Source organism: Geodermatophilus sp. CPCC 205506 (genome assembly GCF_051383635.1).
Taxonomy (GTDB): Bacteria; Actinomycetota; Actinomycetes; order Mycobacteriales; family Geodermatophilaceae; genus Geodermatophilus.
On record NZ_JALPKP010000023.1, the window covers coordinates 48,347 to 69,761 of the forward strand.

The 21,415-nt window shown below is 74.6% G+C and carries 20 protein-coding genes; 15 read left to right on the top strand and 5 right to left on the bottom strand.

Annotated elements, in window-relative coordinates:
* Positions 1-45 precede the first annotated feature (45 nt).
* The 10 genes from MY520_RS14645 (at position 46) to MY520_RS14690 (ending at position 12,402) form a co-directional block, all read left to right on the top strand.
* A complete protein-coding gene (locus MY520_RS14645; protein WP_436692931.1) occupies positions 46-1,584 on the top strand; it encodes an MFS transporter in 1,539 nt (512 codons plus the stop codon).
* Entirely contained in the window at positions 1,581-2,969 is a 1,389-nt protein-coding gene (locus MY520_RS14650; protein ID WP_436692933.1) for an MFS transporter, read from the top strand. Before MY520_RS14645 ends, MY520_RS14650 begins: the two co-directional genes overlap by 4 nt.
* A gap of 103 nt (positions 2,970-3,072) precedes the next feature.
* Positions 3,073-4,026 carry an ABC transporter permease gene (locus MY520_RS14655; RefSeq protein WP_436692935.1) on the top strand — a complete coding sequence of 318 codons (954 nt, stop codon included), beginning with the start codon at positions 3,073-3,075 and terminating at the stop codon, positions 4,024-4,026.
* Positions 4,023-4,934 (top strand): ABC transporter permease, encoded by a 912-nt coding sequence (locus MY520_RS14660; protein ID WP_436692937.1) that lies wholly within the window; start codon positions 4,023-4,025, stop codon positions 4,932-4,934. Before MY520_RS14655 ends, MY520_RS14660 begins: the two co-directional genes overlap by 4 nt.
* Positions 4,931-5,986 (top strand): ABC transporter ATP-binding protein, encoded by a 1,056-nt coding sequence (locus MY520_RS14665; protein ID WP_436692938.1) that lies wholly within the window; start codon positions 4,931-4,933, stop codon positions 5,984-5,986. Before MY520_RS14660 ends, MY520_RS14665 begins: the two co-directional genes overlap by 4 nt.
* The gene (locus MY520_RS14670; protein ID WP_436692940.1) at positions 5,983-6,969 is read left to right on the top strand and encodes an ABC transporter ATP-binding protein; all 987 of its coding nucleotides are present in this window, start codon (positions 5,983-5,985) and stop codon (positions 6,967-6,969) included. Before MY520_RS14665 ends, MY520_RS14670 begins: the two co-directional genes overlap by 4 nt.
* Positions 6,970-7,443: 474 nt before the next feature.
* Entirely contained in the window at positions 7,444-9,078 is a 1,635-nt protein-coding gene (locus MY520_RS14675) for an ABC transporter substrate-binding protein (RefSeq protein WP_436692942.1), read from the top strand.
* A gap of 205 nt (positions 9,079-9,283) precedes the next feature.
* Positions 9,284-10,120: an alpha/beta fold hydrolase gene (locus tag MY520_RS14680; protein ID WP_436692944.1), complete on the top strand. Its 837-nt coding sequence runs from the start codon at positions 9,284-9,286 to the stop codon at positions 10,118-10,120.
* 110 nt (positions 10,121-10,230) lie between these two features.
* The gene (locus MY520_RS14685; protein WP_436692945.1) at positions 10,231-11,112 is read left to right on the top strand and encodes a VOC family protein; all 882 of its coding nucleotides are present in this window, start codon (positions 10,231-10,233) and stop codon (positions 11,110-11,112) included.
* Positions 11,113-11,232: 120 nt separating this feature from the next.
* A complete protein-coding gene (locus MY520_RS14690) occupies positions 11,233-12,402 on the top strand; it encodes a hypothetical protein (protein WP_436692946.1) in 1,170 nt (389 codons plus the stop codon).
* Positions 12,403-12,551: 149 nt separating this feature from the next.
* Here MY520_RS14690 and MY520_RS14695 read toward each other — a convergent pair whose 3' ends face one another.
* Entirely contained in the window at positions 12,552-13,448 is an 897-nt protein-coding gene (locus tag MY520_RS14695) for an IclR family transcriptional regulator (protein ID WP_436692947.1), read from the bottom strand.
* A gap of 206 nt (positions 13,449-13,654) precedes the next feature.
* On the opposite strand from MY520_RS14695, the gene MY520_RS14700 reads away from it, so the two are divergent.
* Both MY520_RS14700 and MY520_RS14705 read left to right on the top strand, forming a co-directional pair.
* Entirely contained in the window at positions 13,655-14,662 is a 1,008-nt protein-coding gene (locus MY520_RS14700) for an aldo/keto reductase (RefSeq protein WP_436692949.1), read from the top strand.
* Positions 14,663-14,727: 65 nt separating this feature from the next.
* A complete protein-coding gene (locus MY520_RS14705) occupies positions 14,728-15,225 on the top strand; it encodes a flavin reductase family protein (RefSeq protein WP_436692951.1) in 498 nt (165 codons plus the stop codon).
* A gap of 23 nt (positions 15,226-15,248) precedes the next feature.
* Here MY520_RS14705 and MY520_RS14710 read toward each other — a convergent pair whose 3' ends face one another.
* The 4 genes from MY520_RS14710 to MY520_RS14725 form a co-directional block, all read right to left on the bottom strand.
* Positions 15,249-15,665, bottom strand: coding sequence for a heme-binding protein (locus tag MY520_RS14710; RefSeq protein WP_436692953.1), 417 nt, complete (start codon positions 15,663-15,665; stop codon positions 15,249-15,251).
* A complete protein-coding gene (locus MY520_RS14715) occupies positions 15,662-16,303 on the bottom strand; it encodes a TetR/AcrR family transcriptional regulator (RefSeq protein ID WP_436692955.1) in 642 nt (213 codons plus the stop codon). The genes MY520_RS14710 and MY520_RS14715 overlap by 4 nt, the downstream gene beginning before the upstream one ends.
* Positions 16,300-16,938: a TetR/AcrR family transcriptional regulator gene (locus MY520_RS14720; protein ID WP_436692956.1), complete on the bottom strand. Its 639-nt coding sequence runs from the start codon at positions 16,936-16,938 to the stop codon at positions 16,300-16,302. Before MY520_RS14720 ends, MY520_RS14715 begins: the two co-directional genes overlap by 4 nt.
* Positions 16,939-17,028: 90 nt before the next feature.
* On the bottom strand, positions 17,029-18,300 hold the full coding sequence (locus MY520_RS14725; protein WP_436692958.1) for a bifunctional 3,4-dihydroxy-2-butanone-4-phosphate synthase/GTP cyclohydrolase II: 1,272 nt from the start codon (positions 18,298-18,300) through the stop codon (positions 17,029-17,031).
* A 250-nt stretch (positions 18,301-18,550) separates the two neighbouring features.
* Here MY520_RS14725 and MY520_RS14730 point away from each other — a divergent pair, with 250 nt between their 5' ends.
* From MY520_RS14730 to dmpG, 3 genes are read left to right on the top strand one after another with little or no spacing between them, the layout of a single operon-like run.
* Entirely contained in the window at positions 18,551-19,381 is an 831-nt protein-coding gene (locus tag MY520_RS14730) for a 2-keto-4-pentenoate hydratase (protein ID WP_436692960.1), read from the top strand.
* A complete protein-coding gene (locus MY520_RS14735; RefSeq protein WP_436692962.1) occupies positions 19,381-20,331 on the top strand; it encodes an acetaldehyde dehydrogenase (acetylating) in 951 nt (316 codons plus the stop codon). The genes MY520_RS14730 and MY520_RS14735 overlap by 1 nt, the downstream gene beginning before the upstream one ends.
* The gene (dmpG, locus tag MY520_RS14740; RefSeq protein ID WP_436692963.1) at positions 20,328-21,353 is read left to right on the top strand and encodes a 4-hydroxy-2-oxovalerate aldolase; all 1,026 of its coding nucleotides are present in this window, start codon (positions 20,328-20,330) and stop codon (positions 21,351-21,353) included. Before MY520_RS14735 ends, dmpG begins: the two co-directional genes overlap by 4 nt.
* Positions 21,354-21,415: the final 62 nt, after the last annotated feature.

The window sequence follows — 21,415 nt, forward strand, 5'->3', positions numbered from 1 at the left end:
CGCGGGGGCGGATCCGGAGAGACCACGGCAGGCGGGAGGCCACGGGTGCGGCGCGGGCGGGGAGGGCACGGGCGGGAGACGGCCGGTGTCCCGCGCCCGGCGTGGGGCGTCCTCGCTGTCGTCTTCGTCGCGACGATCCTCATGTCGCTGTCCGGCACCATGCTCACCATCGCCCTGCCGGCGGTGGTCGACGACCTCGACGCCGGCTCGGTGCAGGCCACCTGGATCCTGCTCGGCTACATGCTGGTCAACACCTCGCTGCTGATCGTCATGGGCCAGGTGGCCGACTCGGTCGACCGGCGGCGGATGTTCCTCGCCGGGCTCGCGCTCTACACCGCGGCCAGCCTCGGGCTCGGGTCGGCCCCGACCGCCGAGGTGTTCCTCGCGCTCCGGGCGGTGCAGGGCGTCGCCGCCGCCGCCCTGCTGTGCAACGCGGTGACGATCCTCGCCGCGGTCTTCCCGCGGCAGCTGCTCAACCGGGCGATGGGCGTCTACCTGGCCGGCTTCTCCGTCGCCCAGGTCGCCGGCCCCGCCCTCGGCGGGCTGGTGACGACGTGGTTCGGCTGGCGCTGGCTGTTCTGGGCCACCGTGCCGATCGGGCTGCTCGCGCTGGCCGGCGGCTGGCGGCTGCTTCGCACCGTCCCGCCCGGACCGCGCCGGGCGGGCCGCGTCGACGTCGGCGGCAACACCGTCGTCCTCGTCGGGCTGGCCGCGCTGCTGCTGGGGCTGTCGAGCGCCAGCCGGGAGGGGTGGGGGGACCCGGTCGTCGTCGGCGGCATCGCCGTCTTCGCCGTCCTGTTCCCGGTCTTCCTGCTCGTCGAGCGCCGCGCCGCCCGGCCGGCGATCGACCTGGCGCTGTTCCGCGTCCGGTCGTTCTCGCTCTCCCTGGCCGCCGGGTTCCTGCTCGCGATGCCGCGGATGAGCGTCGTCGCCGTGGTCGGCCTCTACTTCCAGGGCGTGCGCGGCGCCTCACCCCTCGCGGCGGCGCTCGCGGTGACCCCGCTGGCGGTGGGCCTCACCGTGGGCGCGCTGGTGGCCGACGGGCTGACCCGGTGGGTGGAGGAGCGCCGGCTGGTCGTCGGGTCCGCGGCGGTCTGCGTCGCCGGGATGGGCGGGCTGGTGTGGGCGGTCGGCGCCGGCGGCCGCACCGTGCCGGTGCTCGTGTGCATGGGCGTGATCGGCCTGGGCAACGGCGTGCTGCACCCGCTGAACTCGAGCATGCTCCTGCGCAGCGCCCCGCCGGAACGGGCCGGTGGGGTGAACGCGATCCGGGTGATGGCACAGTCGGGAGGTATGACGCTGTCGACCGCCGTCGCGCTGACCGTCGTGGTCGGCGGCGTCCCGGCGGCCACGGCCGACCTCTTCTTCGCAGGCCGGGGCGGCGCCCTCGGCGCGACCCAGGTCGCCGCCCTCACCAGCGGTTACGTCGCGGCGCTCGGCGTGCTCACCGGGATCCTCGCGCTGGGCCTGGTGGTCGCCGCCGTCCAGCTGCGGACGCCGGGACCGGCCACCGGGCAGGCACCCGACCCGGTGGCCCGCCCGGCCGGCGCCGCGCTGGTCCCGTCGCCGGCGGGGAGGTCGTGACGCGGGTGGACGACGGCCCCGCCGGCCGTCGCACCGCCGACCCGGCCGACCCCGCGGCCGCCCCGCAGAGCCGGGACGACGCCGCGCTGACCCTGGCGCGCACCGAGCCCCCGGCGGCACCCGCACCCGCCCCGCGCGGGCTGCGGCACGCGCTGCGGGCGTTCCGCCACCGCGACTACGCGATCTTCTGGTGCGGCGCGCTGGTGTCCAACACCGGCAGCTGGCTGTCCAACCTCACCGTCCCGTACGTGCTGTACCAGCTGACCGGGAGCGCCTTCTGGGTCGGCCTGGCCACGGCCGCCCAGTTCGCGCCAAGCCTGCTGCTGGGCCCGCTCGGCGGGGCGTTGGCCGACCGCCACGACCGGCGGCGCGTCCTGCTGGTCACCCAGAGCTGCATGGCGCTGGCCGCGCTGCTGCTGTGGGGGGCGTGGGCCGGCGGCCTGCGCGACCCGGTGCTCGTGCTCGCGCTGGTCGCGGTGGCGGGCTCGCTGGCCGGCGTCAACATGCCCAGCTGGCAGTCGTTCGTGAACGACCTGGTGCCCCGCGAGGACCTCGTCTCGGCGATCACCCTCAACTCGCTGCAGTTCAACGCCGCCCGCTCCCTGGGACCCGGGATCGCCGGCGTGCTGCTGGCCGCCTTCGGTCCCGCCTGGGCCTTCCTGCTCAACGGGCTGTCGTTCCTGTTCGTCCTCGGTGCCCTGGCGCTGGTGCGGCCGATTCGGCCCCGCGGCCCGCGGCCGCCGCGGGAGAAGGTGCTCCGGTCCTTCGGGGCGGCGGTCCGCTACACCCGGGGGCAGCCGGGCATCCTCGTCGGCTTCGTCGTCGTGGTCGTCGTCGCCCTGCTCGGCAACCCGGTCTTCCAGTTCACCGTCGTCTTCGCCGAGGACGAGTTGCACGTCGGCCCGGTCGGCCTCGGCCTGCTCAACGTCGCCTTCGGGGTGGGCGCGGTGCTGGCCGCGCCGCTGGTGTCCGGTGGCCGCTCCCGCACGTCCGCGGGCACCGTCCGCTGGGGGCTGCTCGCCTACGGCGTCGCGGTGACCGGCTTCGGCCTGGCGCCGACCTTCCCGGTCGCGCTCGCCGCGCTGGTCGTGGTCGGTGGCGCGTTCCTCGCGGTCATCTCCGCGGTCAACACCTCGGTCCAGATGATCGTCGCCGACGCCGTCCGGGGCCGGGTGCTCGCGCTGCGGATCATGGTGTTCACCGGCGCGACGCCGCTCGGCGCCCTGCTGCAGGGCTGGGTCGCGGACGTGGCCGGACCCCGCCCGACCGTGGTGGCCGCCGGCGTCCTGCTCGTCGTCGCCTTCGCCGTCCTGGCCCGGCTGCGCGGGCGGCTGCGGCTGGCCCGCCTCGACGACCCGCGTGACGAGGGCCCGGTCGCCGCCTGAACCGCCCGTGCCGGTCCCCGGAACGTGACCGTCGCCACTCCCCGGACCCGCCCCTAGCGTCCGGTCCGCCGGCCGCCGCGCCGGCCGGAGACGGAGGGTGGACGTGACCAACCTGAGAATCGTCGGGGCGCGCGTGGGGCACCTCGCAGCGGTCCTGCTGGGGGTGAGCTTCCTCGTCTTCGTCCTGCTGGACCTGCTGCCGGGCGACACCGCCGAGGTGATCGTCGCCTCCAGCGACAACCCCACGCCGGGCGCGGTGGAGGAGATCCGCCGCGAGCTGGGGCTGGACCAGCCGCTGCTGTGGCGCTTCGTGCTGTGGCTGGGCGACGCCGTGCAGGGCGACCTCGGGCAGTCCTACCGCACCAGCCAGACCGTGGTGGAGGCGATCGGCGACCGGCTGCCGGTGACCGTCGAGCTGCTGGTCCTGGCCGAGATCGTGTCGCTGGCCGTGGCCGTGCCGGTCGCGGTGATGGCGGCGCGCCGTCGGGACGGCGTGTTCGACCGGGTGACCGCCTTCTTCACCTTCGGCCTCCAGTCGATCCCGAACTTCATGGTCGCCCTGGTGCTGATCCTGGTACTGGCCGTGCAGCTGAGCCTCCTGCCGGCCCTGGGCTACGTGCCGATCTCCGAGGGGCTCGCCGACAACCTCATGTCGCTGACCATCCCCACGCTGGCACTGGCCGCCGGGCTCATCCCGCTCTACCTGCGGGTGCTGCGCAACGAGATGATCCGCACGCTGCAGGAGGACTTCATCCTCATGGCGCGGGCCGAGGGGCTGCGCAACCGCACGATCCTCTACCGGTACGCGCTCAAGCCCTCGCTGCCGACGCTGATCACGGTCGTCGGCATCAACATCGGGACGCTGGTGGGCGGCGCGCTGATCATCGAGCTGATCTCCGGCATCCCGGGCCTCGGGACCCTGCTGTTCAGCGCCATCAACAACCGCGACTACGTGCTGGTGCAGGGGATCATCCTCGTCGTCGCCGCCGCGTACGTCGTCGCGAACTTCCTCGTCGACCTCTTCCACTCCCTTCTGGACCCGAGGGTGCGCGCATGACCGTCACCGGCAACGTCGAGCCGGCGACCACCGCGGTGGTCGCCCCCGTCCCGCCGCCGGAGGCGACCGGAGCCCGCCGGCGCCGACGTCGCCCCCGCCGCCTCGTGGTCTCCCTGTCGCTGGGCTGGCTGGTGCTGCTGCTGGCCGCGATCGTGCTGCAGCCACTGCTGCCGCTGCCCGACCCGACCCGCAGCGACTACGGCGCGATCGCCGAACCGCCCGGCACGTCGGGGGCGCACCTGCTGGGCACCGACGAGATCGGCCGCGACATCCTGGCCCGGCTGATCACCGGCGCCCGGGTCAGCCTGACCGTGGGCATCGGCTCGATCGCCGTCGCGGTGCTCATCGGCGCGGCGCTGGGCATCTGCGCCGGCTTCTTCGGCGGGCGGGTCAACCGGGTCGTCAGCGGCGTCGTCGACGTGATGCTGGCCTTCCCGGCCCTCGTCGCGCTGATCGCCCTGGGCGTCTTCCTCGGCCCCGGGCTGGACACGATCATCATCGGGATCGGCATCGTCGCCTCGCCGGCGGTGGCCCGGGTCACCCGCTCCGCGACGATGGCCTTCACCAATCGCGAGTTCGTCACCGCGGCCCGCGGCATGGGCGCCGGCAGCTGGCGGATCCTGCGCCGGGAGATCCTGCCCAACGTGGTGGTGCCGGTCCTGGCCTACGCCACCGTGCTGGTCGCCGTGGCGATCGTCGCCGAGGGGTCCCTGAGCTTCCTCGGCCTCGGCGTCCCCCCGCCGGAGTCCAGCTGGGGCTCGATGATGGGCACCGGCCGCTCCGAGCTGGCCACCGACCCGCACATCGTGCTGCTGCCGGCCTTCGCCATGTTCATCACCCTCCTCGCACTGAACTTCCTCGCCGAGCACCTCGGCAAGCGCTTCGACATCCGGGAGTCGGTCCTGTGAACGGCACGACGGCGAGCGGCGGGGCGCTGCTCGAGATCGAGGACCTGCGCGTGCACTTCGCCACCCCGGCCGGCGTTGCGGAGGTGGTCAACGGCGTCTCGCTGCGCATCGAGGCCGGCACCGTGCACGGCCTGGTGGGGGAGAGCGGGTCGGGGAAGTCGGTGACCTCCCGGTCGGTGCTGGGCCTGCTCCCGCGGCGCAGCCTGGTCCGGCGGGACGGCGCGGTGCGGTTCGCCGGCCGGGACCTGTTCGGCCTGAGCGAGGAGGAGATGGGCCGCGACATCCGCGGCCGGCAGATCGCGATGGTCTTCCAGGACCCGATGACCGCGCTCAACCCGGTCATGCGGATCGGCCATCAGATCGCGATGCCGCTGCGGCTGCACAAGGGGCTGTCCCGGCGGCAGGCGCGGGACACGGCCGTCGAGCTGCTGCGCCAGGTCGGCATCCCCCACCCGGAGGCCCGGCTGCGTGCCTATCCGCACGAGCTCTCCGGTGGGCAGCGGCAGCGGGTGATGATCGCCATCGCCCTGTCCTGCGACCCGCAACTGCTCATCGCCGACGAGCCGACCACCGCGCTGGACGTGACGGTGCAGGCGCAGATCCTCGATCTGTTCGACCGGCTGCGCGAGGAGCGCGGGCTGGCCATCCTGCTGGTCTCCCACGACCTCGGACTGATCGCCGAGCGCTGCGACGAGGTGTCGGTGATGTACGCCGGCCGGGTCGTGGAGAGCGGGCCGGCCGAGGCGGTCTTCGACGCCCCGGAGCACCCGTACACGCGGCTGCTCGAGCAGGCCCGCCCGCGCCTGGAGAACCCGCCGCACACCCTGCTCAAGACCATCTCCGGCCGGCCGCCGCGCCTGGTCGACCTGCCACCGGGCTGCTCGTTCCGCGACCGCTGCCCCCGCGCCGGGGACGACTGCGCCGAGTCCTTCCCGCCGCTCACACCGTCGGCACCGGGCCGCTCGGTCGCCTGCCTGCGCCCGCACGACCTGCTGGTCCCGGTGGCCGCAGGTTCCCCCGTGTCCGCCGCCGTCCCCGGAGGGTCCGCATGAGCACCGCCATCCCGGCCCCGGTGGTCCTGGCCGGCGTCCGGCCCCGCGACCGCCGGATCCTCACCGCCGACAACGTCGTCGTGGAGTACCGCGCCCGCGGCCGGGCCCCGGTCCGGGCCGTGGACGACGTCAGCCTGTCGGTGCGGAAGGGGGAGACCCTGGGCCTGGTCGGCGAGTCCGGCTGCGGGAAGTCCTCGATGGGCCGCTCCCTGGTGCAGCTGCCGCCACCCACGGCCGGGGAGGTCCGGCTGGACGGCGAGCTGCTCACCGGGCTCTCGACGGCGCAGCTGCGGCCGGTGCGCCGGCGCCTGCAGCTGGTGTTCCAGGACCCGATCTCCTCCCTGAACCCCCGCCGGACGGCGCTGGAGATCGTCGCCGAGCCGCTGCGGCTGGTCGGCTCCGCCGATCCCCGGGGGCGGGCCCTTGAGGTGCTCGCGGAGGTCGGGGTCGACGACCAGATGGCCCGCCGCCGCCCGCACGAGCTCTCCGGCGGGCAGTGCCAGCGCATCTCCATCGCCCGCGCGGTCGTGCAGGAACCCGAGGTGCTCGTCTGCGACGAGCCGGTCTCGGCCCTCGACGTCTCGGTGCAGGCGCAGGTGCTCAACCTGCTGGAGCGGATGAAGGCCGAGTACGACCTGTCGATGGTGTTCATCTCCCACGACCTGGCCGTGGTGAGCAACATCAGCGACCGGGTGGCGGTCATGTACCTGGGGAAGCTGGTCGAGATCGCGCCGTCCGCCGACCTCTACGCCGCACCCCGGCACCACTACACGGCGCTGCTGCTGTCGTCGGTGCCCGGGCCGCGGACCGAGCGCCGCGCCCCCCGCGCCGGCGGCGAGGTCGGCCGCCCGGCCACCTCCGGCACCGTCGGCTGCCCGTTCGCCGGCCGCTGCCCGGCCGCGACCGAGATCTGCTCGGCGCAGATGCCGCCGCTGACCGCCGTCGGCCCCGAGCACGAGGTGGCCTGCCACCACCCGATCTGAGCGGGCCGGCCGGCTGCCCGACACCGGCCGCCGGGCACCCGGCGGCCGGTGTCGCGTGCTGTCCGCGGCCGGGTCCTGCCGTGCTGCCCCCGGCCGGGTCCTGCCGTGCTGTCCGCGGCCGGGTCCTGCCGTGCTGTCCGCGGCCGGGTCCTGCCGTGCTGTCCGCGGCCGGGTCCTGCCGTGCTGTCCGCGGCCGGGTCCTGCCGTGCTGTCCGCGGCCGGGTCCTGCCGTGCTGTCCGCGGCCGGGTCCTGCCGTGCACGTGGCGGCCGGGTCCTGCCGTGCACGTGGCGGCCGGGTCCTGCCGTGCCGGCCGGGCAGCACAGGCGTTCCGGCGACCGGCACGCGTCAGTGTCCCCCGCCCCGTGTGACCTCGAACATCGCTCGGCAGCAGCCCGGCCCAGCCCGGGCCGCCGGCCCTCCGGGGGCCGTCGGAGGACGAGCGGCGCGAGCCGTCGTCGGAGAGGAGTTCGGCATGAGACGCACCTGGCGTCTGGTCGGCGCCGCCGCCGTGGCCGCGACCGTCCTGAGCGCGTGCGGAGGCAGCGACGGCAGCGACGCGGCCGCCACCGAGATCGGCGAGATCAGCGCCGAGGGCGAGGGCATCTCGCTCAACGAGGCCGGTGGTCAGCTGCTCGAGCGCACCGATCCCACCGAGGGCGGCGAGCTCGTCGTCGGGATGATCGCCCCGGTCGAGACGCTCGACCCGCTGGCCCAGCTCGGCAGCGCCGGGCAGGAGGTCACCCGCTTCGTCCACGACAGCCTCATGGGCTTCGACGCCGAGGGCAACGTCGTCCCCGAGCTGGCCGAGTCGCTGGAGACCACGGACGACGGCACGAACTGGACGATGACGCTGCCCTCGGGCGTCACCTTCCACGACGGCACGCCGTTCACCGCCGCCGCGGTCGTGGCCCACCTGGACCGGATCAAGGCGGAGGGCTCGACCTCCTCCTCGGCCGGTGACATCCGGGCGATCGCCTCGTACTCCGCGGCCGACGACACCACGGTCACCTTCACGCTGCCCGCGGCGAACATGACCTTCCCGACGACGTTCGCCCCGACGGGTGCCGCGTTCGCCGCGGCGTACGTCCCGTCGCCGACCGCGTACGCCGCGCTCGGTGCCGGCTACGGCTCGGCCCCGGTCGGCGTCGGCCCGTTCGAGGTCCAGTCCTTCCAGCCCGGCGGCGACATCGTGCTCGTGGCCAACGAGGACTACCGCATCGACGGCGTCCCGTACCTGGACTCGCTGCGCTTCGTCACGGCCACCGACAGCCAGGCCCGCCTGGCCGCCGCGCAGTCCGGTGACATCGACATCGCGATGACGCAGGTCTCCACGGACTTCGCGCAGGCGGAGGACGCCGGGCTGACCGTGCTGCGCCAGCCGGCGTCGACGTACTACAACCTGCTGTTCAACATGAGCCAGGCGCCGTTCGACGACATCCGGTTCCGGCAGGCCGTCATCCAGGCGATCGACCTGGAGGGCCTCAACGAGGCGGTGTTCGACGGGCTGCAGACCCCGATGCGGGGCATCTTCCCCGAGGACCACCCGTTCTACGTCGACACCGCCTGGCCGGCCCACGACCCGGAGGCCGCCCGGGCGCTGGTGGAGGAGTACACCGCCGACACCGGCAACGAGCCGACCTTCACCCTGACCACGACCTCGCCGCCGGAGTTCCAGCAGCAGGCGCAGATCATGCAGCAGATGCTGGCCGACGCCGGGATCACCATGGAGATCGAGGTGGGCGACCAGCCGACCATGATCACCGAGGCGCTCTCGGGCAACTACCAGGCCCAGCACCGCTTCATCGGCGTCAACGCCGAGGCGTTCAAGGTGCTCAGCGTCAGCTTCCGCAGCGACGTGCCCTCCAACATCGGGCACGCCGGCAACCCGGAGCTCGACGCGCTGCTCGACCAGGCCCGCGTGACCGCACCGGAGGACCGTGGCCCGCTGCTGGAGGAGATCCAGCAGGTGCTGGGGGAGTGGCTGCCGTTCATGCCGCAGATCCAGCACGCCATGGCCTTCTACGTCGGCGACGAGGTGGGTGGCTTCCCCGGCAGCCTGCCCGGGACGACGGCCTTCGACGCCCGCTACGTCTGGGTGCAGGAGTAGGCCGGCCCGACCGCACCCCAGCAGCAGGGCCGCCGGCGCACCCCGTGCCGGCGGCCCTGCCGCACGTCCGGGCGCGGGCCGCGGGTCGTTCGCCGGGACGCCCGTTCCGCAGCGTGGCACCGCTCGGTTCCCGGATCCGGCGCCGGACGGAACGCTCCAGGCACACCTTCGACAGCGCGCCGCGCGAGGACCAGAGGAGACCGACGTGCCCCAGGAACTGACGGCGGAGAGCACCAGCCGGACGGTGCAGACGCCGAGCGGCAAGATCCACATCAACGAGGCCGGCGAGGGCCACCCGCTCCTCCTGTTGCACGGCAGCGGCCCGGGGGCGACCGGCTGGAGCAACTTCGGGCCGAACATGACGGTGCTCGCCGACGACTTCCGGGTGATCGCCGCCGACATGCCCGGCTGGGGGCAGTCGGACACGGTCACCCCCGACGAGCGCGACCACGTCACCGCGGCCCTGCACCTGCTCGACGCCCTCGGCATCGAGAAGGCGGCGTTCGTCGGCAACTCGATGGGCGGCGCGACGACGCTGCGCTTCGCCACCGAGCACCCCGGCCGGATGTCGCACCTGATCACCATGGGCGCGGGCTCACCCGGCCCGGTGCTCTTCCAGCCCGGCGACGGCCCCACCGAGGGTCTGAAGATCCTGCAGAAGGGCTACCGCGACCCCTCGCCGGCGGTGATGCGCGAGCTGGTCGACATCATGACCTTCGACCCCGCCTTCGCCTCCGACGAGCTGGTGCTGCAGCGCTCCGAGGCCGCCCGGGCCCGCCCCGACCACCTGGCCAACTTCATCGCCGGGATGAGCCGCGGCCGGCCCTGGGTGGACCCCGCCAAGCTGGCCCAGGTGCGCGTCCCCGCGCTGCTCTTCCACGGCCGCGACGACCGGGTGGTGCACTTCGAGCACTCCCTGGAGCTCGTCGCGCTGATCCCCGACGCGCGGCTGGTGCTGCTCAACCGGTGCGGCCACTGGGCCCAGCTCGAGCACGCCGAGGAGTTCAACCGGCTGGTCCGGGACTTCGTCCTGAACCGCTGACCAGCCATTCCGCTCCCCGGCACACGCTGCTGGACCCCTCCCGGGGACCCGCAGAGCATCGGTGCCGGACCTCGTCCACACCACATCGAACCCACCCCGGAGGGGACGTCATGGCCGAAGTCGTCGGCTTGGGATACGCGATCGTCGAGGCGCGCGACCTCGGCGCCTGGAAGGAGTTCGCCTGCGACCTGCTGGGTCTGCAGCCGGTCACCGCGACCGAGGACCGCCTGGTCCTGCGGATGGACGACAAGGCCTACCGGGTCGACGTCCGCCGCGGGGAGGCCGACGCGGTCACCGTGCTGGGCTGGGAGGTCAAGGGCCCCCGTGAGCTGGAGGAGCTCGCCACCGCCCTGGAGAGCAACGGCTACGCGGTCAAGCGCGGCGACGCCGCGCTGGCCCAGGAGCGCCAGGTCAGCGGGATCGTCTCCTTCGACGACCCGGAGGGCCAGGGGCTCGAGCTGTTCTACGGCCTGAAGAAGGACCGGGCGCGCTTCGTCTCGCCGACCGGGGCCCGGTTCGTCACCGGCGCCGGCGGCCTGGGCCACGCCTTCCAGATGGTCCGCGACAACGACGCCTACAACGCGCTCTACCTCGACATCCTGGGCTTCAGGCTGAGCGACTACATCGACTTCGGCCCCGGGATGTACGGCACCTTCACGCACGCCAACGAGCGGCACCACTCCTTCGCGTGGGCGCCGATCCCGTTCGCGCCGCAGGGCGTCGGGCACCTGATGTTCGAGGTGGACGAGCTCGACGTCGTCGGGCGCGCGTGGGACGAGGTGCAGGCCGGTGCGGCGCCGATCGCCTCGACGTTCGGCAAGCACTCCAACGACGAGATGCTGTCGTTCTACGTGAAGACGCCGTCGGGCTTCCAGGTCGAGTACGGCTTCGGCGGCAAGCTCATCGACGACGCCACCTGGACGCCGTCCCGCTACGACGTCCCCAGCTACTGGGGCCACAAGCGGACCGACCCCAACGAGCCGGACGTCTGAGCCGACCCGGACCACACGACGAGATCCCCGCTGCGGAGCCCGGCCCGGCCGGCTCCGCAGCGGCGTTCCGGGCCCCGGACGGCGCCCCGGCAGTCAGGCAGCGGAGAGGGGACGAGCAGCGTGCACGAGGTGCGGGAACGGGTCGAGAAGCTGGCCGAGGAGCTCGCTGCCCGGGCCGAGGAGGCCGACGCGCTCGGCTGCCTGCCCGACGACACCGCCGAGCAGCTCCGCGCGGCCGGGGTGGTGCGGCTGCTGCAGCCGGTCGAGTACGCCGGCTTCGAGGCCTCGCCGGTGGAGTTCTTCGAGACCGTGCTCGCCGTGGGCGCCCGCTCCGCGGCGGCCGGGTGGGTCAGCGGCGTGGTGGGCGTCCACCCCTTCGAGATCGCCCAGGCCGACCGGCGGGTGCAGGACGAGATCTGGGGCCTGGACCCCGACACCTGGGTCGCCTCCCCGTACGCGCCCTTCGGCCGGGCCCGGCGGGTCGAGGGCGGCTACCGGTTCAGCGGCCGCTGGCCCTTCTCCTCGGGCACCGACCACTGCGAGTGGGTGGTCCTGGGCGGGCTCCTGGTGGACGACGACGGGCGGCCGCAGCCGCCCGAGCCGTTCCGGCACTTCGTCCTGCCCCGGCGCGACTACGAGGTGCTGCACGACTCCTGGCAGGTGATGGGCCTGCAGGGGTCCGGCAGCAAGGACGTCGTCATCCGCGACGCCTTCGTCCCCGACCACCGGGTGATCGACCCGGCCGACCTGCGGGAGGGGCGGGCCGCCCAGGTGGCCGGGCGGGGCGACGTCCCGCTCTACCGGATGCCCAACCACACGATGTTCGCCTCGGCCATCATCGCCGCCACCCTCGCGATGGCCGAGGGCGCGGTGGCGCACGCGGTCGCGCACCTGCGGATGCGCCCGACGGCGGCGGGGCGCCCCTCCGCCGCGGACCTGGGTGTGCTCGGAGCGGCCACCGCCGACGTCGCGGCGAGCCGGGTGCACTTCCTCGCCGACATCCAGCGGATGTACGACGTCGTGTGCGCCGGCGGCCGCGTCGACCTCGCCACCCGGGTGGAGATCCGGCGCAACCAGGTGCGCGCCTCCCGCCGCGCCGTGGACGCCGTCGACCGGGTCTTCGCCGTCACCGGCGGGGGCGGCCTGCGCAGCGACAACCCGCTGCAGCGCTACTGGCGGGACCTGCACGCCGGCATGAACCACATCTGCAACGTCGCCGACCCGATGTACGACGCGGACGGCCGGCTGCGCTTCGGCCACCCGCTGCCGCCGGGCCTCACCGCCATCTGAGCCCGGCACCGCCTCCCTCGAGGCCCCCCGAGCGGCGGTTTCCGCGGAAACCGTGGGGGGTGAGGTCCGGACTTCCCGCGCGGAGAGTCCGGACCCGGAACGAGGGGCCGGTCCGCGGCTGCGGACCGGCCCCTCGTCCCGTGCAGACGTCAGGCGGCCTGGGCCGCCGCGTACTCGGCCGAGATCTGGGCCGCGGCCCGGCGCACGTGGGCCGCGTTGACGCTCGGGTTGAACCGGGTCGTCGAGCCGGACACCGAGATCGCGGCCACTGCCCGCCCGTCGACGAGGATCGGCGCCGCGACGCAGGTCAGCCCCAGCGCGGCCTCCTCGCGGTCGAACGCGATGCCGTTGGTGCGCACCCGGCCGAGCTCGTTGAGGAAGCGCCCCGGCTCGGCGATCGAGTACGGCGTCCGCCGCTCGAGGCCGGCGGAGACCACCCGGCGGGCGGTGCCGGCGTCGCCGAAGGCGAGGATCGCCTTGCCGAGCCCGACGCAGGCGGCCGGCATGCGGCCGCCGACGGTGGTGGGGGTCCGGACGGCGCGGTGCCCGTGGATCTTCTCCAGGTAGACGACGTCGTTGCCCTCGAGGACGCCGAGGTGCACCACGTTGCCGGTGCTCACGTACAGCTCGCTCAGGTAGGGGAGGGCGAGGTCGCGCAGCCCGCGCGGGCGGCAGTGGTGCACCCGGTTGCCGAGCTCGAACAGCCGCCAGCCCAGGCGGTAGTCGGTGCCGGTCCGCTCCACGTAGCCGCCCTGCTCCAGGTAGGCCAGCAGCCGGAACGCCGTCGACTTGGGGACGCCGGCCCGGCGCGCGAGCTCGCTCACGCCGAGGCTGGGCCCGGCCAGCCGGAAGGCGTCGAGCAGCTGGAGGGCCTTGCTCACCGACGTGGGTGCCCCCGCCCGGTCGCCGCCCTCGGGATCCGACCCGGGCCGGCGGGGGGCGGGGGTGGAGGAGACGACCTCGGCGGTGAGGGTCATGGAGGAGCCCTTCTCTCGGGGGTGCCGGTCCAGCTGCTGCGGTGCCGCCTGGGGAGTGACGGCGATCACCGTGTCAGGACTCACTGTAGCGGTCGATACAGAGAAGGGAAGGGTCTTGCGGCCCTCCTTCGGGTGGTCCGACTCGACGCGCCTCCTGACCAGCGGTTACGCGCACGGCCCCGCACCGGCCGTGCCGCGGAGTGGCACGCGAGGGTGGCTCGGTGCGGGCGCCTCGCCTCGGATACGGGCGCACGACCCCACCGAGGAGGACCTCCATGACGAGCACCGTGGCGACGCTGCCCCGCCGGCGGCTGGGCACCAGCGACCTCACCGTGTCGGTGTGCGGGCTGGGCGGGAACGTCCTCGGCCCGCCCCGGCTGGACGCCGCGGCCACCCGCGAGGTGATCGCCGCCGCCCTCGACCTGGGCGTCGACCTCGTCGACACCGCCGACGTCTACGGGCAGGGGCGGTCGGAGGCCCTCGTCGGGGCGGCGCTCGGCGCCCGCCGCGACCGCATGGTCATCGCCACCAAGTTCAACCTGCGCCAGCTGGACGACGCCCCGGTGGCCGCGCACGTCCGCCGGGCGGCCGAGGCCAGCCTGCGCCGCCTGGGCACCGACCGGATCGACCTCTACCAACTGCACTTCCCGCGCGACGGCGTCGATCCCGCCGAGCTGCTCGACGTCCTCGACGACCTCGTGCGCGAGGGCAAGGTGCGGGCGCTGGGCATCTGCAATGCCGGCGCCTGGCGGGTGAGCGAGGCCAACCACCTGGCGAACGCGCGGGGGCGGCAGGCCTTCGCGACCGTCCAGGACTACTACCACCTGCTGGCCCGGGGGCTGGAGGCCGAGGTGCTGCCCTACGCCCGGCGCACCGGTGTCGGCGTGCTGCCCTACCACCCGCTGGCCGGCGGCTTCCTCACCGGCAAGTACCGGCGGGGTGCGCCCCGCCCGGCCGGCACCCGCGGCGCCGCCGGCAGCGGGATCGTCGACACGATGGACGTCCCGGCGCACCACGCCACGCTCGACCGCCTCCGCGCGCTGGCCGGCCGGCTGGGACGCCCGCTCAGCGAGCTGGCGCTGGCCTGGCTGGCCGGCCGTCCCGGCGTCGCCTCGGTGATCGCCGGGGTGAGCAGCGTCGCGCAGCTGCGGTCCAACGTCGCCGGCTGCAGCTGGCAGCTCGCCCCCGCCGTCGTGGCCGAGCTGGACGCGATCACCGCGCCCGCCGGGGTGTGGAGCCCGGAGCGGCTGCCGTACGAGGTGCGCCGTCCGACGGCGTCCTGACGCCGTCCCGGACAGCGGCACGGACTCCGTGCCCGGCGGGGGGGCCGGTGCCCAGACTCGGTGTCATGACGCTCACCCAGGAGGTCGACCCGACGCGGTTCCGGGCGACGCTCGGGCACTACCCGACCGGGGTCGTGCTCGTGACGGCGATCGACGCGACCGGGGCGCCGGTCGGCATGGTCGTCGGCTCGTTCACCTCGGTGTCGCTGGACCCGCCGCTGGTCGCCTTCCTGCCCACCCGCGGCTCCGAGCGCTTCGCGCGGCTGCGCACCGCGTCGTCCTTCTGCGTCAACGTGCTGGCCTCCGACCAGGGGGACCTGTGCCGCCGGTTCAGCACCAAGGGGGTGGAGGACTTCACCGGCATCGCGTGGACGCCGTCCCCGTCCGGCGCACCGGTCGTGGCGGGCGCGGTGGCGTGGATCGACTGCACGTTCGAGTCCGAGGTCGACGGCGGTGACCACGCCATCGTGCTGGGCCGGGTGCGCGCCCTCGACGTGGCCAACCCCGTGGCCCCGCTGCTGTTCCACCAGGGCGGCTTCGGCCGGTTCGCGCCGCTGTCCTGAGCCGGCACGGAGCCGGCCGGGCGTCAGGCCCCGGCGAGCACGGCGACGGCGGCCTCCGCGCAGGCGGTGTCCTCCTCGGGGGTCGCGCCGCTCACGCCGACGCCGCCGACCACCTCGCCGTCCCGCACCACCGGCAGCCCGCCGCCCAGCGTCGTCGGCCGGAACCCCAGCTGCTCCCCGGCGACCACGAGCACCTCGGGACGCCGCTCGGCCACCTCCCGCAGCTCGCCGGAGGGACGGCGGAACGCCGCCGCCGTGGCCCCCTTCGCGCGGGCGATCCCGGCGGTGAACCCGGGGGCGCCGTCCGCGCGGGCGACGACGACCTCCATCCCGGCGAGGTCGACCACCGCCACGCTCACCCGCACTCCGATGCCCTCGGCGTGGGCCAGCGCGGCCTCCGCCGCCGCCCGCGCCCGGTCGTACCGGATGGCGCCGCTCATGCCCGCTCCTCCTCGTCCCCGGCGGCCTCCGCGACCGCCGCCTCCACCGTGCCGACCAGCAGGTCGACCAGCTCCGCCGGGTTCCAGGGCTCGTCGATCTGCTGGGCCAGGAAGTACCCGTCGGTGCTCGCGATGACGAAGCGGGCGAGGGTGCGCGCCAGCTCCGGACGCCGGTCGCGCACCTCGTCGTCGAGGCCGGCGGCGAACCAGTCGGTGATCCGCTCCTCGACCTCGGCGCGGATCCGCACGTAGAGGGTGCGGGCCGCGGGCTCGGTCGCCCGGTTCTCCAGGGTGAGCATCTGGCCGATGCGGAGGAAGTCGGGCGCCTCGGTGAGGGTGCGGACGGAGTGGTCGAGCACCGCCCGCAGCCCGTCGGCGAGGGACGCCCCGGGGGGCATCGGCTCCCAGTCCGGCTGCCCCGAGACCCACTCCGCGAAGCTGTGCCGGACGACCCCGGCGAGCAGCTCGTCCTTGTCCTTGAAGAACCAGTAGACCGAGCTGACCGGCAGGCCCGAGCGCTGGGTCACCTTCGAGATGGTGGTGCCCTCGTAGCCGGACTCGGCGGCGATCGCGGCCGCGGCGGCGAGGATCCGCTCCCGTGACCCCTCCGCCTGCGGCGCGCGGGCGGGCCGGCTCACGCGCGCACCGGGAGCGCACGGCTGACGGCGGCGTGCAGCCCGGCCGCGAGCAGCTCGACGACCGCGTCGCGGTCCCACCCCGGGTCGGCGCGCAGCCCGATGTACAGGCCGTCCATGGTGGCCATCTGGAACCGGGCCAGCCGCTCGGTCAGCTCCGGGTCCTGCGCCACCGCCTCGACCGGCAGCACCTGGTGCCACAGGGCGGTGCTGACCCGCCGGGCCTCCCGGCGCACCTCGAGGAAGCGCCGGCGCGCGGCCGGCTCGACCACCCGCTTCTCCAGCGCCAGCATCAGCCCGAGCCGCCAGAACTCGGGTGAGGTGGAGATGGCCGCGGCGCCCTGGCGCAGCCGGGCCCGCAGCTGCTCGCGCAGGTCCGCCGGCCCGCCCTCCCAGCGCGGCGCCGGCATCGACTCCGCCCAGCGGCGGTAGCTGTACTCCAGCGCCTCGGCCAGCAGCTCGTCCTTGCTGCCGAAGTGCCAGTAGACGGAGCTGGCCGGCAGCCCGGCGCGCTCGGTGACCAGGCCCAGGCTGGTGCCGTCGTAGCCACGCTCGGCGGCGATCGCCAAGGTGGCCTCGAGGATCCGCCGGCGGGACTCCTCACCCTGGCGGTGCCGGCGCTCGGTCTTCCTGGGCATCTGCTCCCCGTTCGGCGGTCCCGGCCCCGGGCTGGGCGGGCACGAGACGATCATCCCCCGCCCGGGGCGAGCGGACCGTGCGGGGCCGGATCAGCCGGGGACGACGGCGCCCGCGGCCGGGGACAGCTGGTGCCCCATCCGCTCCCGCTTGGTCCGCAGGTAGCGCACGTTGTGCGGCGTCTCCACGACCGGCAGCGCGACCCGGCCGACGATGTCGAGGCCGTAGCCGTCGAGGCCGCCGTACTTGGCCGGGTTGTTGGTGATCAGCCGCAGCCGGCGGATGCCGAGGTCGCCGAGGATCTGGGCGCCGATGCCGTAGCTGCGCGAGTCGACCGGCAGGCCCTGGGCGGTGTTGGCGTCGACGGTGTCGAGGCCGGCCTCCTGGAGGGCGTAGGCGCGGATCTTGTGGCCCAGTCCGATCCCGCGCCCCTCGTGGCCACGCAGGTACACGACCGCGCCGACGCCCTCGGCGGCGATCTCGGCGAGCGCCTGCTCCAGCTGGGCGCCGCAGTCGCAGCGCAGTGAGCCGAGGATGTCGCCGGTGAGGCACTCGCTGTGCACCCGCACCAGCGCGCCGCGCTCGGACTGGCCGGCCGCGGCGACGTCCCCCATGACCAGGGCGAGGTGCTCGGTGCCGTCGAGGACGTTGCGGTAGGCGACCGCCCGGAAGGTGCCGAACTCGGTGGGCATCGAGGCGGTCGCCACCAGCTCGACGAGCCGCTCGGTGGCCCGTCGGTGGCGGACCAGGTCGGCGATGTCGAGGACGACGAGGTCGTGCTCGGCGGCGAAGGCGCGCAGGTCGGCGCCGCTGCGCATGGTGCCGTCGTCGGCGGTGATCTCGCCGATGACGCCGACGCCGGACAGCCCGGCCATGGTCAGCAGGTCGACGGTGGCCTCGGTGTGCCCGGCGCGCACCAGGACGCCACCCGCACGGGCGCGCAGCGGGAAGACGTGGCCGGGCCGGCGGAGCTCGGCGGGGCCGGTGGCCGGGTCGGCCAGTGCGCGGAAGGTGCGGGCGCGGTCGGCGGCCGAGACGCCGGTGCCGGTGTGCACCGAGTCGACGGTGACGGTGAAGGCGGTGCCGTGGGCGTCGGTGTTGTCGGTGACCATCGCCGGCAGCCGCAGCTCGTCGGCGCGGGCCGCGGGCATCGGGGCGCAGACGATGCCGGTGCTGTGCCGGACGAGGAAGGCCATCTGCTCCTCGGTCACCAGCTCGGCGGCGGCCACGAGGTCGCCCTCGTTCTCCCGGTCGGCGTCGTCGACCACGACCACCATGCGGCCCTCGGCGAGCGCGGCGACGGCGTGCTGCACCGCGGTGGCGGGCATCTGGCGCCGCGGGGCGGGGATACGGCTGGAGGTCATGGTGGTCCTTCCGCGGGGGCGACGATCTCTGTAACGATCGCTACGGACAACGGAACCACGGCGTGGCGCGCGCCACAAGGCGCCTCCGACGCTGCGTGCCGTCCAGTGGACCGGTGTGGCCGGACCGCCCGGCACGGCACTTCCGCGGCGCGGAAGGGCGGCTGGGGTTCCGCACATCGGAACGCCGCGGTAGGCGTCCCGGGGGAGGGGCGGCCATGGTCGTGGTCCCACCGGCTCCCCGAGGACAGTGATGACACAGGCAACCACCCCACCGGACGTGGCCCGCACCCGGCGGGCGGCCGTCGCCGAGGCCGCCGAGCGGCTCGAGGTGGCCGCGCGGACCGGCGTTCCGTGCCGGCCGGTGCGCGATCTCATCGGCACCGACGACGTCGAGCACGCCTACGCGGTGCAGCAGCGGCTCACCGCGCGCCGGCTGGCCGAGGGCGCCCGCGTCGTCGGTCGCAAGATCGGCCTGACCTCGCCCGCGGTGCAGGCCCAGCTGGGTGTGGACCGCCCCGACTTCGGCGTCCTGTTCGCCGACATGGACGTGACCGGCCTGGCCGAGGTCCCGTCCGGGCGGCTGCTCCAGCCCAGGACCGAGGCCGAGATCGCCTTCGTCCTCGGTGCGGACCTCGATGAGGGCCCGCTGGACGCCGACCAGGTGCGCGGCGCGGTGGAGTACGCCGTCGCGGCGCTGGAGATCGTCGACAGCCGGATCGCCGGCTGGGACATCACCTTCGGCGACACCGTGGCCGACAACGCCTCCAGCGGGCTGTTCGTGCTGGGGGAGACGCGGTCGACCCTGGCGGAGTTCGAGCCGGTCGCGGCCGCCATGCGCATGACCCTGGACGGCGAGGTCGTCTCCGAGGGCACCGGCGCGGCCTGCCTGGGCGACCCGCTCGCCGCGCTGGCCTGGCTGGCGCGGACCGCCCGAGAGGTCGGCGACCCGCTCCGGGCCGGCCAGGTCGTGCTCTCCGGCGCCCTCGGCCCGATGGCCCCCACCCCGCCCGGCTCGGTCGTGGTCGCGGAGATCGGCGCACTCGGCACCGTCACGGCCACGTTCTCCCGGAGGGACGCCTGATGCGCACGGCGAAGGTGGCGGTGATCGGGTCGGGCAACATCGGCACCGATCTGATGATCAAGGTGATCCGGCACTCCGAGGTGCTGGTGATGGGCGCGATGGTCGGGATCGACCCCCACTCCGACGGGCTGGCCCGCGCCCGGCGGATGGGGGTGCCCACCACGTCCGAGGGCGTCGACGGGCTGATCGCGATGGACGGCTTCGGCGACATCGAGATCGTCTTCGACGCCACCTCGGCCAAGGCGCACGTGGCCAACGCGCAGAAGCTGGCGCCGTACGGCAAGAAGCTGGTCGACCTGACCCCGGCGGCGATCGGGCCCTACGTCGTCCCGCCGGTGAACCTCGACCAGCACCTGGCCGCGGACGCGACCAACGTCAACATGGTGACCTGCGGCGGCCAGGCCACGATCCCCATGGTGGCCGCGGTCGCCCGGGTGACCCCGGTGCCCTACGCCGAGATCGTCGCCTCGATCGCGTCGAGGTCGGCCGGGCCGGGCACGCGGGCCAACATCGACGAGTTCACCGAGACCACGTCGCACGCCATCGAGGCCGTCGGCGGCGCGGGACGCGGCAAGGCGGTGATCATCCTCAACCCGGCCGAGCCGCCGCTGATCATGCGCGACACCGTGCTCTGCCTGATCGGCGACGCCGACCACGACGCCATCCGCGCGTCGGTGGCGGAGATGGCGAAGACCGTCGCCGGGTACGTCCCCGGCTACCGGCTCAAGCAGGACGTGCAGTTCACCCCGATCGCCGAGGGCGAGCCGGTGCACACCCTGCTGCCCGAGGGTGCGCCCCGGGTGACCACCCGGGTGACGGTGTTCCTCGAGGTCGAGGGCGCCGCGCACTACCTCCCGGCCTACGCCGGCAACCTCGACATCATGACCTCGGCCGCCGTGCGGGTCGGCGAGGCCCTCGCGACCCGCACTCCCGCGCAGGTGACGGCATGACCACCGAGCTCTACGTCCAGGACGTCACGCTGCGGGACGGCATGCACGCCGTCCGGCACCGCATCACCCCGGCCGACGTCGGCCGGATCGTCGCCGCGCTGGACGCCGCCGGGGTCGACGCCATCGAGGTGGCCCACGGCGACGGGCTGGCCGGCGGCAGCCTCACCTACGGCCCGGGCAGCCACACCGACTGGGAGTGGCTCGAGGCCGCCGCGGAGAACCTGTCCCGCGCCGTCCTCACCACCCTGCTGCTGCCGGGCATCGGCACCATCGCCGAGCTGGAGCACGCCTACTCCCTCGGCGTCCGGTCGATCCGGATCGCCACCCACTGCACCGAGGCCGACGTCGCCGCCCAGCACATCGCCACCGCCCGCGACCTGGGCATGGACGTGTCGGGCTTCCTGATGATGAGCCACATGGCCCCGGCCGCCGAGCTGGCCCGGCAGGCCGCGCTGATGGAGTCCTACGGGGCGCACTGCGTGTACGTCACCGACTCCGGCGGCCGGCTGACGATGGACGGCGTCCGGGAGCGGGTCCGCGCCTACCGCGACGTGCTGGACCCCGGCACGCAGCTGGGCATCCACGCCCACCAGAACCTCTCCCTCGCCGTGGCCAACTCCGTCGTCGCCGTCGAGGAGGGGGTCACCCGGGTGGACGCCTCGCTGGCCGGGCACGGCGCCGGGGCGGGCAACTGCCCGATCGAGCCGTTCATCGCCGTGGCGGACCTGCAGGGGTGGCAGCACGGCTGCGACCTGTTCGCGCTGCAGGACGCCGCCGACGACCTGGTCCGCCCGCTGCAGGACCGGCCGGTCCAGGTCGACCGGGAGACCCTCACCCTCGGCTACGCCGGCGTCTACTCCAGCTTCCTGCGGCACGCGGAGACCGCGTCGTCCCGGTACGGCATCGACGTCCGCACCATCCTGCTCGAGGTCGGCCGCCGCCGGCTGGTCGGCGGCCAGGAGGACATGATCGTCGACATCGCCCTCGACCTGCAGGCGGCCCGCGCGGCCGAGGTCGGATAGCCGTCCGGGCGCCGCCCGCACGCCCCGATCACGGGCGGGGGGTGCGGGCGGAGCCGTGTCCT